Origin of the sequence: Thermosynechococcus sp. JY1331 (assembly GCF_031583475.1) — a bacterium.
Taxonomy (GTDB): Bacteria; Cyanobacteriota; Cyanobacteriia; order Thermosynechococcales; family Thermosynechococcaceae; genus Thermosynechococcus.
This window is the reverse complement of the sequence record NZ_CP134180.1, coordinates 468117-479742: the sequence shown is the minus strand read 5'-3', so window position 1 is coordinate 479742 and position 11626 is coordinate 468117. Positions and strand designations below refer to the sequence as shown.

The following is an 11626-nucleotide window of genomic DNA, read 5'->3' as shown; positions in this document are numbered from 1 at the left end:
ACGACTTATTTACTTTTTTAGTTACGTTTCCACTTAATCTGCTTCCCCGAAGGGAAGCAAGAGAATCTTCAATATAGCCTCTCCCTGAGCGGATTGCAACCCCCTGTTCCGAGGGATCCCCTGCGAGGGGTGTCAAATCATTTTCTACGAAGCCACTGAAAATACTCAAACCCTCTTCTAGAGCGACTCCGAGGGATTCTACGCAAGAATCAGAAATTGGGGCACTTGAATAGATCTGTCGGCAGAGAAAATTGACTAGCGTAACGCATTCCTCCCCGGAGATTGTGCGGTCTGGGAGGCGGCTAATTCTTGAGCCAACAGTTGCTGGTAAATCTCTTCGAGGTGGGGTGTGATCAGGTTGCTTTCAAGGCCGTAGCCCAGACTAGTCCATGTATCCGACAGTAGGGCAAAAACTTCCTGCACTCGACCTTCCCGCAACAGTTGGGGAATATCGGCATTCCAAGCAGCAGGATCTGTCAGCCAGCGATAGACCACCTGATCTTGATACTCTGGGGCAAAGCTATAGCCCTGCCAAAACCAGCTCGGCGGTTGGGGATGATAGCGGGCGGCTTTTTCTTCCCAAGTGGTGGTGAGAAATTGATAGCGGCCTGCGGCAGTGGTACATAGGTGCTGATTGGGACCGCGGCGAATGGGAATACAGCGATCGGGATGCTGGCTGAGGTCTTGGATGTGCTCGCCACCATAGAGCAGGGTGTAGGGATTGGCGTCATTGGCCTCACTGGCAGAAATGGTGCGCATCAGTGCCCGTACATAGGGATCACCCCCCTGCATGACTAAGGGGGCAATTTGACCCGGCTGCCAGCGGTACCAGTACCACCACAGAGCACTCGAACGAGGCGCCAAAAAGGCATAACCTATGCCCCCAAGGAGAGCGATCGCCAGCAACCAACGGGAAAACCGCACCAACTGATCCTCACACTGCCGCAATTGAGCGGAATAACTCTGGATAGGCGGCTGGGGTTTGATCAGGACGGCTGACCACCTCAAAAATTTTGTTGTAGGCACTCGGCTCGCCCAAGGCTGCCACACAGATTTCCGCCACCCGCGATCGCGCGATACTCCCCTCAAAGAGGGTATCTGCTGGGGCAATGATCGGAAAGCCACCGTCATCGGTTTCCTTCAGACCCCCCGGCCGCACAATCGTGTAAGTTAGACCGCTTTCTTGGAGATAACGTTCTGCCTGCTGCTTCCAATACAAAATCAGCCAAAAAAGATTCAGAGGATGGAAAAATTGCGAGACACACAGCGACGAGACGAGAATAAACTGCTGCACATGGGCAGCTTTGGCGGCATCCACCAGATTCTTGGTGCCCAGATAATCCACACTTAGGGGTTCCAAGGGGTTGAGGCTGGGGCTGGCTCCCGTGGCACAGATGACTGCTTCACACTCTTTGAGCGCTGGGGGCAGCGTCTGCGGCTGGGTCACATCAGCGGTGCGAATCTCTACCGTTGGCCAGCGCCCTTGGGCTTTGGCGGGATTGCGCACAACAGCGATCGCCTGATGCTCAGACGCTTGTAGGGCATTCACAATGCGATGACCCGTGCGACCTGTGGCACCAACCACGGCAACTTTCACAAGCTGTTCCTCCGATGGCAACGCCTTTGATCATAGGGGAATATCCCAGTCTTCTTCATCCTCAGGGGTAGAGTCCTTGGGGGGTGGCGGCGTCAGAATGCGGTATTCGGCATCCACAACCTCTTCTGGGGGTGGCGGGGCTTTGGCGGTGGCTTTGCGGGAAGGGCGATATTGGTACGAGTAGGTCGTGCGGGGGCGATCTTGAATCTCTGGTTCGCGGGGGGCTGGCTCAGGCTCGCTAAACCAATCCTCCACATCGCTGGTATCGATCTCTGGTTCATCCTTCGGCGGACGCATCGAGGCATCCAGTTCTGGTTCAGGGGGTTGCGATCGCGGGGTTGGCCGCGCTACTGGCGCTTCTGCGGTTAGCCAGAGTAAACACTGCCCCGCCACGATTCCTGAGAGGGCTGCCACCACAAGCCAAGCGGCAAGGGGGAGCGCCGGAGTTTGCTGTCCCAAAAAGCGCAGCGAGACCAGCGGCTGCCAATTTTGGACGACCAGTGTCGTGAGCAGGGCGATCGCCCCCAGATAAATCCAAGCGCGCATTAGGAAAGGGGTCCTTGCCAACGTTGCAGCGGCACACAATCTAACCCTAACTGATCAAGGGCACGGGCGATGACAAAATCCACTAGATCCTCAATGGTCTGCGGCCGGTGATACCATGCAGGGATGGCGGGTACAATTCGCGCCCCGGCCATTGCCAATTGGGTGAGGTTTTGCAGATGAATGAGACTAAAAGGCGTTTCGCGGGGCACCAGCACTAATGGACGGTGTTCCTTGAGGTGGACATCGGCCACCCGCTCTAGGAGATCCGAACTCAGTCCTGCCGCCAACTTAGCGACCGTACTCATACTACAGGGGAGAATCACCATGCCCAAGGTGCGAAAGGAACCGCTGGCGATCGCCGCTGCCACATCCGTGGGTCGGTGACAGGTGAGCGAACCTTCCCAGACTTGCGCCTGTTCACGCCAAAACAGTTCCTGCTTATCGGGCTGAATCGGCAGGGTGAGGCCATATTCTGCTTGCCACACCTGATGCACGGCCTTTGATGCCACTAATTGAATAGGATAGTCCGCCTGTAATAGAAATTTAATGGCACGCACTGCGTAAATGAGACCCGATGCACCCGTTACACCCAAAACAATTGGCAAAGAAGAGGAGGTCACAACCGCGATCACCAAACAAAACCGTTATAAGGTTAACAAAGTTAGGGCAACCGTCCCCTTTTGATGCACTGCAATCCCGCCCAACGCGACTTGGTAAATGCCCATGACAGCGCCTGACCCTGCATTTTCTTCCCCCAGTGAGTGGGCAGCCGTCTCTCCCGAAGTGCTCAGGGAGCTATTTGATGCGGCCTTGTTGGAGGGACTCGTGAGTAGTGAAACCCCAGATATAGAAGCACTGTTTCAGGATTTGACTCCCCTCGATCTCAAACCAGCAGCGGGTGCGATCGCCCCCGAACAGTGGCAACAACTGCAAGCCCAACACCAGCAAATTACCCAGCACCTTGAGGAAACCCTGACCTACCTTGCCAAGGTGAAAGCATTGGCCTACCAGCTTCAGGCCGTGGCCAGTGAGTTTGTGCCCACTCCCAAATACCGCCGCCGTCAACCACCTCCGCCTCACCCCTTGGAATACCTCACGGCTGAACTACTGCAGGCGATCGCCCACACCCAAGCCAGTTTAGAACCGGTCTATGAACCCCTCCATCAACTGGGGGAAACCCTCAATGGTACCTCGACGCCACAGATTAGTGAATTTCCCCTAGAGCCTTAGTTAGGGGGCATGCGTGGCGGCTCCAATTGCGGTTCACTGGGGACGGGAGGGGTAGGTATTGGCTCAGGACTGGGCAGGCTTTCTGGGGTGGGAAGTGGGCTTGGACTGGGTTCCGGGGTGGGTGTTGGTGTGGGTGTCGGAGTGATTGTAGGTTGAGGCTTCGGCGTGGGGGCTTTAACTGCCAGTTGCAGCAGTTCCGGCACAGTGACAAAGCGATAACCTTTTTGCCGCAGGCGACGAATCAGCGTGGGGAGAGCTTTGCGGGTAGTGGCGCGATCGCCGCCGCCATCGTGAAGCAAAATAATACTACCCGGTTTCACTTCCTTGAGGGTGCGCTCAACAATGTCCGCTGCTGTGGTGTTGGGGCGGGTGTCGTGGGTATCCACCGACCACAGGATGATGGCGTAGTTTTTCGACTTGGCATAATCCACTAGCCCCGTGGTCAGATTGCCCCCCGGTGGCCGAAACAGGCGCGTTTGCGCTTGGCTTTGCTTGGCAATGAGCGCAGAGGTGTTTTCAATTTCTTGCTTGGCGACTTCAGGACCAACGGGCTGATAGGGATGACTCCAACTATGGTTGCCAACGGCATGACCGGCTTTGACAATGTCAGCAATGATATCGGGGTACATGAGGGCGTGCTTACCAATCACAAAAAATGTGGCTTTGACCTCCTCCTCCTTGAGAATTTGCAGCACTTGGCGGGTTGAGGTTCCCCAAGGGCCATCATCAAAGGTCAGCGCCACCACTTTTTCGGGCTTCAAGGGTTTGACTTGAGAGACCAACTGCCCCCAAAACTTGCTAGGACTGAGAAAGCGTGGCACATCCGCTGCTAGCGTTGCCGATGCTGCAAACAAGGCCAAGACCACCGACAGGTACCACTGCCGTCCCATGGATACTCCTTGAGTGATGGTGACTTAGGGGGCGATCGGCGTTGGCTCCTTCAGCAGTGGAAATCCTAGGGCTTCCCGTTGTTGGACATAGGCTTGGGCGACGCGCCGTGCCAGTCCACGAATGCGACCGATATAGCGAGTGCGCTCTGCCACCGAAATCACACCACGGGCATCCAGCAGGTTAAAGGTGTGGGAACACTTGAGCACATAATCCAAGCTGGGTAGTACCAACTGCTTTTCCAGAAGCTGCTCCGCCTCCTGCTGGTAGAGACTAAAAAGGGTGAACAATCGTTCCGGATCTGAGGCCTCGAAGTTGTAGGTGGACTGTTCAATTTCCCCTTGCAAATGGACATCGCCATAGGTGAGCGTGGGATTCCAACGGATACTGGCGATCGCATCCACCTCCTGGAGGTACATGGTCAACCGTTCCAAGCCATAGGTAATCTCAATGGAGACTGGCCGACAATCTAAGCCACCACACTGCTGGAAATAGGTAAACTGCGTCACCTCCATACCATCGAGCCAGACCTCCCAGCCCACACCCCACGCGCCAACGGCCGCATCCTCCCAGTTGTCTTCGACAAAGCGAATGTCATGCTCTTGGGGGCGAATGCCAAGGGCGCGTAGCGACTCCAAATAGATCTCTTGGATATTCTCAGGGGACGGCTTAATCAGCACTTGGTACTGGTAGTAGTACTGATAGCGGTTGGGATTCTCGCCATAGCGGCCATCTCCGGGTCGGCGACAGGGTTCGACATAGGCCACTGCCCAAGGCTCAGGGCCGAGGGCACGCAAAAAGGTATGGGGGCTTTTGGTACCGGCGCCCTTTTCCACGTCGTAGGGCTGGGCAATCAGGCATCCCTGAGCCGCCCAAAACTGGTGCAGTGTGGCAATAACGTCCTGAAAGTACATGGGCTTAGATGTGGATGCCGCACTCGGTTTTGCCCATGCCACGCCAGCGACCTGCCCGTTCGTCTTCCCCTTCGGCTACAGGGGTAGTGAGGGGTTCATCGCCAATGCTGGCATAGCCGCGATCGTGGAGGGGATTGTAAATTACTCCGTGCTCCATCACGTAGGCCCATGTTTGTTTGCGTGTCCAAGCAGCGAGGGGATTAATTTTCAGACGACCCTGCTTGTCCAGTTCCACGTAGGGCATATTGGCGCGGGTAACCGCCTGATCGCGACGCCGTCCCGTAATCCAAGCCACCGTATTGAGTTCTGCTAAGCCCCGTTGCAGTGGTTCAATTTTAGTGAGATGGTGAAACTGCTCAACATTGGTTTCCCAAAGCTTGTCGCCATAGCGAGCAGCAAAGGCCTCACGACTGTCCACATCGGGGGTTTTGTAGGTGCGCAAATCCAGACCATATTTTTCCTTGGCCTGCTGCACAAATTCAAGGGTTTCTGGAAAGTGATGCAGCGTATCCAAAAAGAGAACAGGCACCGGCGGATTGGGGCGTAGATCACGGTAGAGCAAATCCGTAATCATCATGTCATCGACATTAAAGGCACTGGTCTGCACCAGCCCTTGGGGAATTTCAGCCACTGCCCACGCTAGAATTTCACGGGGATGTGCCCCCTCAAAGCGTTGGTTCAGGGCGTCGAGGTCAAAGCTTACGGATGCAGCCATAGGAGGTTTTAGCACGGTTTTAGAAAGCATTCTTTAGCTTACCAAAGAATTGGGTCTAAAGCCTCGCCCTGCGACTCGCGATCGCCCCCCTGCCAACACTTTCTCCAACTTTGACACTAGCGAGGCATTGGGTACCCTTCAATCCAAGTCATGCCAGCATTTTTGGAAGTCGCATTATAAGACCACGTTTGCGGGCTGGAGGTCAACACTGCATACCGCCCCGGCGCTACCACAATTTCGGGTTGCACGACCCAATAGTAGCGATTTTCCAGCCGTGCAGGCCATGTGCCCACCACTTGCCGCGTTTCCACATTTCAGAGCATCACTTGTCCAGCAGGGGCACCCCGACCACCGTTCCAGTGATTGGAATAGCCATATAACTCTATTATGACTTTTGGCCTTGGCACTGCCTCTGTGCGAGTTCGCTCTGCCAACAACCGTGCTGCTGTCGGCATTTTTGCTTCGGGTAACACAGTGAGTTGCATCAGCGCTAGGCTCAATGGCAATGTCTCAAGTGACCCCAATTCATTCAGATAGACCCGATGCAGGTGATGACTATTCACCAACACCTCATAGGGTTCAAAGGACACCTGTTCCACTTGACGATGGGGATAGAAGCAAAAATTTTTTCAGGTTGCCAGTGTAACCGTTTGCCAAGACACGCCCGCCTTCATCGCACTCAACACGCCAATGGCCTCGGCATAGGACTGGCAAGGGATTGTCTCTATCCCCAAATCGACAGCTGTAACATTAAGGGTTGTGGTATTGTTAGTCACCGTTAGGATGGGGACGCCCTGCTGAGCCAAGGCCAGAATTCCCCGTCCACCAAGGGCAGTGGCGGGTACAATCACCGCATTCACCTCCTGTCGCCACAGCGCCTGCGGGGCAGTTGGGCTATAGCGGGGAGCACGACTCAACCCCACCAACACGGACGGCAAAAAGGTATAACCAATTTCTTCGGCAAGGGCACGGGGGTGCACAGTCTCCTCTAGGGGCAATGGTTGCAGGGCGGGGGCATGGGCTGCCGGAAGCTGAAAGTGCTGGACAACCAAATGACTAATGACCGCTTCTGCCCCGGCGAGGGGATCGACACCTTGGCCACTGCGATAGTGGTGCAATGCGTCTGTGCCCGGATCATCCGGAAAGCGGGTGACAATCGCGATCGCCTCTGCCTGAGCCACTTGAATCAGCTTTTCTGCCGCCCGCAATAAACTAGCGGGGTTCGCCAGAGTCCCCCAGGTTGCCCCCGAGGCAGCGGTTTGCAACTGCACGCCCAAGGGTTCATCTGTAATCACAGGTTCAGTCATCATTAGACCCAAGGTGGCAGAACAGGCCGCCGCTGCTTGACGCTGACGAAGTTGCAGATCCCCTTCAATCGCCGCATCCAGTAACAGGCCAATACGATTTGGACGCGGTGGCAGCAATCCCCAACGGCCAACCGCAAATTCATCAAGGGCATAGCCTTCCACATACCAAACATTGGGCAGCGGCCAATAGAGCATCGCCCCATTGAGAACGTTAGGATGGGTAATCAGGCGATCGCACACCTGCGCCAAAGCACGAACAACGGGAATCGCATCACCCGCATAGCCACCAATGGCAGCCCCAATACCCGTTGGAATGATCAGAACGGCCGTCAGCACGTTAGCGACTAGCTTGGGCAGGGAGGGGAGCCGGCTGCACGGCCACGGTCACCGTTTGACCCCTACGGCGCACTTCCAGTTCCATGGTGCGACCAATGCCTGTGCTTTCCACCATTTGCTGCACTTGATCCGCTTTGGTGATGTTTTGGCCATTGATACGACGGATCACATCGCCGGGTTGCAGACCTGCGCGGGCGGCTGGCGAGTTAGGCAGGACTTGAAAAATCAAAACCCCCGAACTTTCTTGGACGCGGACGGGACTATTGGGATTGGCGTTGAGACGTTGCTGCACCTCAGGGGTGAGATTGGCCATGCGAATACCCAAGAAGGGGTGATCGACGCGACCGTTGGCAATCAGTTGGTTGGCAATTCGTTGAGCCGTGTTGATGGGAATGGCAAATCCCAAGCCCTGGGCACCACCAATAATCGCGGTATTCATGCCAATGACTTCTCCCCGTTGATTCAACAGGGGGCCACCAGAGTTGCCAGGGTTAATGGCCGCATCGGTTTGAATGAAGCCCACCCGCTTATCGGGCACGCCAATATCACCGCTGGAACGTCCCGTCGCACTAATGATGCCCGCAGTCACCGTATTATCGAGACCCAAGGGATTGCCGATGGCGATCGCCCACTCACCGGGACGTAAATGATCAGAATTGCCAAGGCGCACCACCGGTAAATTGTTGGCATTCACCTTGACTACGGCCACATCCGTCAGACGGTCTTGACCCAAAACCTGCCCCTCAAACGTGCGGCCATCCTTGAGGGTTACTCGCACCCGGTTAGCACCATCCACCACATGGGCATTGGTGAGGATCAAGCCATCACTGCTAATGATAAAGCCAGACCCAAGACCCCGTTCTTCACGGCTGCGGGGGGGCATCATTGGCCCAAAAAATTCCTGAAAGAAAGGATCGTTAAAGATGGCGGGCACACGGGTCTGCACCGTACGGGAAGCATCAATCCGCACCACCGCCGGGCCGACTTGGTCAACAGCACGGGCAATAAAGTTAATGTCATTTCCCGCTGGTAGCGGTGCCGGTAACTGCGCCAAGCTGGGGGTCACCAAGGGCGATGACGCTGGCATCAGGTGGGTGGCAAACATTGCAGCGGCTGCCCCCAATGCCATTAACGACAGATAAGTGACCGATTTACCAAGACGCACTGTCATAGGTGATTGCCCTTTTGCTGACACTGGTTCTTGAAAGTAGACGGCAATTGAGGGAAGCAAGTTCCAATTTCTAGTCTACCACTTCAGGAGGTTGAATTTCTCCATGTCAACAGTGTCACGGTTGCGATAGATGGCCAAAATAATGGCTAAACCCACGGCTGCTTCGGCGGCTGCTACCGTAATCACAAACACGGCAAAGACTTGCCCTTTGATTTGCTGGCCATCCAGATAGTTGGCAAACCCAATCAAGTTGAGGTTGACAGCATTCAAAAGCAACTCAATGGACATGAGCACACGCACAGCATTGCGACTGGTGACGAGGCCATAGATGCCAATACAAAACAGCAGTGCTGCCAAGATCAAAACATAGGTTAACTGCATCGTCTTCCCCTATTTTTCAGACAAGGCTACAGGTTCACGGGGACGTTCCGGCAACTCCAAGGGGGGTACCACCTCTTCCCCTAAGATGGGTTCAGGTTCCAAGACCAGTTCGCGGCGGGCGAGAACCACTGCGCCAATCAAGGCCATCAACAGCAAGACTGAGGCCAACTCAAAGGGCAGAAGAAAGTCACTAAAAAAGTGCTGGCCAATCGTTGTGATGCTGTCAATCGTGGGCGGCAGGGAACTGAGTTGCCAAGGGGTTTGCAAAATCATTTTTGTCAGCAGGGCAAAGACGCCAAGGGAGACTACTGCGGCACCCCCCTGACGCAGCCAACGCCCCGGCACTGGGGTATAGGCCTCGCGCTTGTTGACCAGCATGATGGCAAAGAGGATGAGAACGTTCACCGCGCCGACATAGATGAGAATTTGTGCCGCTGAGACAAAGTCAGCATTCATGAGGATATACAGCCCAGAGATGCTCAGAAACACGCCCCCCAGCAAGAAGGCAGAATAGACAACATTGTTCAGGAGCACAACGCCAAGGGCAGCAACAATCACTGCAGCGGCAAGGGCAAAGAAGGTCATCGTTTGGGTCAGGGTGGCTAAGTCCACAGCAACAACTCCTAGTTCTCAGATGATTCAGCAGTGTTGGCGATCGCCTCTGGACGCTCTCCCGCCCGTTGGGCACCCGCAGGCAAATCATGACCAGACATTACCCCCGCCGGCAGGTAGGCAAACTCGCGGATCGGGGTCACCATCGGATCTTGGGTCACTTTATAGGGAATGCGTCCCATTGCCACACTGTCGTAGTTCAGCTCATGGCGATCATAGGTGGCCAGTTCGTACTCCTCTGTTACCGAGAGGCAATTGGTGGGGCAGTATTCCACACAGTTGGCACAGAAGATGCACACACCAAAGTCAATGCTGTAGTGCTTCAGTTCTTTCTTCTTGATCTCTTTGTTGAAGACCCAATCCACCACCGGCAGGTTAATCGGGCAGACGCGCACACACACTTCACAGGCAATGCACTTGTCAAACTCAAAGTGAATCCGTCCCCGAAACCGTTCCGAAGGAATGAGTTTTTCGTAGGGATATTGCACCGTCACCGGCCGCCGCCGCATGTGATCAAAGGTCACGGAGAGGCCTTGACCAATGTACTTAGCGGACTGCACTGCCTCTTTGGCATAGTTGGTAATCTGATGGAGGAATTTCATGGTGTCACCTCATGGAAATGGGGAGTTTCTTAACCGCCAAAGGCTACGGGAAAGGCGAGCTTTAAGCCAGCGGTCAGCAGCAAGTTCACTAGACCCACGGGTAATAGGAATTTCCAACCAAGGTCTAGGAGTTGGTCAATGCGCACACGGGGCACAGTCCAGCGCAGCAGAATCGCCAAAAAGACAAAGAAGTAGGCCTTAATTAGGGTCATCGTGATGCCCAGCACCGCAAAGGCAATCTGCAAAAAGGGATTGCTCTCACTCACCCCAAGAAGATTAGCAATGGTTTCTAGGGGAATGGGAAAGCTCCAACCCCCAAAGTAAAGAACACTGACCAAGAGTGCCGAAAGCACAAGATTAACGTAGGCACCGAGGTAAAAGAGGGCAAACTTCATGCCAGCGTACTCTGTTTGGTAACCAGCCACGAGTTCTTCCTCGGCTTCCGGCAAATCAAAGGGGAGGCGCTCACACTCTGCCAGAGCTGCAATCCAAAAGATCAAAAAGCCGATGGGCTGCCGCCAGACATTCCAACTCAGGATGCCATACTCCGACTGCTGCTCGACAATTTCCACCGTACCCAAGCCATTGGACATCATGGCCACTGCCAACACCGCCAAGGCAAGGGGAATTTCATAGCTAATGGATTGTGCCGCTGCCCGCAGTCCCCCCAGTAGGGAGTATTTGTTGTTGGAGGCATAGCCCGACATCAGCAGGCCAATGGGCGCAATACTGGAGAGGGCAATCCAGAGAAAGACCCCCATCGCCAAGTTGGAGATCAGTAGGTTTTGGCCAAAGGGGACAATAATATAGGACAAAAAGACGGGAATCACGACCACCGCCGGCCCAAGGGTAAACAGCCAGCGATCGGTATTCGCGGGGAGAACATCTTCCTTAAAAATGAGTTTTAGGCCGTCGGCTAAGGGTGCCAAAATCCCCAATGGACCAATGTATTCAGGGCCAATACGCTGTTGCACAGCGGCAGAAATTTTCCGTTCTAGCCAAACGGCCACCAGTACGCCCACGGTGGCCACAATGAGCATCATTAACATTGGCAGGGGTAACCATAGCAACTTGGCCAGATCATGGGAGAGGCCAAGGGATTCCAACGCACGAATAAACTGCCCCTGTAAGTCAATACCAGATTCCATAGCGATTCGATCGCGCCCCACCTACAGACACGCTCTACAGTATAAGGGTTTTATTTCCGTTACGAAGATAGATCTGGGGCAAATTTTTATCACCACAGGTATTACAGATGTTTATAGTTTATACCGCCTGTCTTTGGGTCTCAGATGTCAGTAGGATCAAGGGAGAGAGCCAATTTTGA

16 protein-coding genes are annotated in these 11626 nt (G+C 54.6%); 1 reads left to right on the top strand and 15 read right to left on the bottom strand.

The annotated features are described in order from the left end of the window. Positions 1-255: 255 nt before the first annotated feature. From RHJ31_RS02245 to RHJ31_RS02230, 4 genes are read right to left on the bottom strand one after another with little or no spacing between them, the layout of a single operon-like run. On the bottom strand, positions 256-924 hold the full coding sequence (locus RHJ31_RS02245; protein ID WP_302677213.1) for a glycoside hydrolase family protein: 669 nt from the start codon (positions 922-924) through the stop codon (positions 256-258). 10 nt (positions 925-934) lie between these two features. Further along, positions 935-1597: an SDR family oxidoreductase gene (locus RHJ31_RS02240; protein WP_302677212.1), complete on the bottom strand. Its 663-nt coding sequence runs from the start codon at positions 1595-1597 to the stop codon at positions 935-937. A gap of 30 nt (positions 1598-1627) precedes the next feature. Next, positions 1628-2143 (bottom strand): hypothetical protein, encoded by a 516-nt coding sequence (locus RHJ31_RS02235; RefSeq protein ID WP_302677211.1) that lies wholly within the window; start codon positions 2141-2143, stop codon positions 1628-1630. After that, a complete protein-coding gene (locus RHJ31_RS02230; RefSeq protein ID WP_286625515.1) occupies positions 2143-2763 on the bottom strand; it encodes a flavin prenyltransferase UbiX in 621 nt (206 codons plus the stop codon). Before RHJ31_RS02230 ends, RHJ31_RS02235 begins: the two co-directional genes overlap by 1 nt. A gap of 103 nt (positions 2764-2866) precedes the next feature. Here RHJ31_RS02230 and RHJ31_RS02225 point away from each other — a divergent pair, with 103 nt between their 5' ends. Continuing rightward, positions 2867-3373, top strand: a complete 507-nt coding sequence (locus RHJ31_RS02225; protein ID WP_302677209.1) for a hypothetical protein — start codon at positions 2867-2869, stop codon at positions 3371-3373. On the opposite strand, the gene RHJ31_RS02220 is transcribed toward RHJ31_RS02225, so the two are convergent. From RHJ31_RS02220 to nuoH, 11 genes are all read right to left on the bottom strand, one after another. Further along, entirely contained in the window at positions 3370-4263 is an 894-nt protein-coding gene (locus RHJ31_RS02220) for a polysaccharide deacetylase family protein (protein WP_302677208.1), read from the bottom strand. The two genes, RHJ31_RS02225 and RHJ31_RS02220, sit on opposite strands and share 4 nt — an antisense overlap. 24 nt (positions 4264-4287) lie before the next feature. Next, entirely contained in the window at positions 4288-5175 is an 888-nt protein-coding gene (gene glyQ, locus RHJ31_RS02215; protein WP_302677207.1) for a glycine--tRNA ligase subunit alpha, read from the bottom strand. A gap of 4 nt (positions 5176-5179) precedes the next feature. Then, positions 5180-5890 (bottom strand): phosphoadenosine phosphosulfate reductase, encoded by a 711-nt coding sequence (cysH, locus tag RHJ31_RS02210; protein ID WP_255521485.1) that lies wholly within the window; start codon positions 5888-5890, stop codon positions 5180-5182. A 116-nt stretch (positions 5891-6006) separates the two neighbouring features. Beyond that, positions 6007-6201 (bottom strand): hypothetical protein, encoded by a 195-nt coding sequence (locus RHJ31_RS02205; protein ID WP_206200887.1) that lies wholly within the window; start codon positions 6199-6201, stop codon positions 6007-6009. A gap of 3 nt (positions 6202-6204) precedes the next feature. Continuing rightward, positions 6205-6489 (bottom strand): DUF2887 domain-containing protein, encoded by a 285-nt coding sequence (locus RHJ31_RS02200; protein ID WP_206200886.1) that lies wholly within the window; start codon positions 6487-6489, stop codon positions 6205-6207. Positions 6490-6519: 30 nt separating this feature from the next. After that, on the bottom strand, positions 6520-7533 hold the full coding sequence (locus RHJ31_RS02195) for a DUF3326 domain-containing protein (RefSeq protein WP_302677206.1): 1014 nt from the start codon (positions 7531-7533) through the stop codon (positions 6520-6522). 1 nt (position 7534) lies between these two features. Continuing rightward, entirely contained in the window at positions 7535-8704 is a 1170-nt protein-coding gene (locus RHJ31_RS02190; RefSeq protein WP_302677205.1) for an HhoA/HhoB/HtrA family serine endopeptidase, read from the bottom strand. A gap of 75 nt (positions 8705-8779) precedes the next feature. Continuing rightward, a complete protein-coding gene (nuoK, locus tag RHJ31_RS02185; RefSeq protein ID WP_011056517.1) occupies positions 8780-9085 on the bottom strand; it encodes an NADH-quinone oxidoreductase subunit NuoK in 306 nt (101 codons plus the stop codon). Between the two features lie 9 nt (positions 9086-9094). After that, a complete protein-coding gene (locus RHJ31_RS02180; RefSeq protein WP_302677204.1) occupies positions 9095-9697 on the bottom strand; it encodes an NADH-quinone oxidoreductase subunit J in 603 nt (200 codons plus the stop codon). A gap of 11 nt (positions 9698-9708) precedes the next feature. After that, a complete protein-coding gene (gene ndhI / locus RHJ31_RS02175; RefSeq protein WP_302677203.1) occupies positions 9709-10299 on the bottom strand; it encodes an NAD(P)H-quinone oxidoreductase subunit I in 591 nt (196 codons plus the stop codon). Positions 10300-10328: 29 nt separating this feature from the next. After that, positions 10329-11447 (bottom strand): NADH-quinone oxidoreductase subunit NuoH, encoded by a 1119-nt coding sequence (nuoH, locus tag RHJ31_RS02170; protein WP_302677202.1) that lies wholly within the window; start codon positions 11445-11447, stop codon positions 10329-10331. Between the last annotated feature and the right edge of the window lie 179 nt (positions 11448-11626).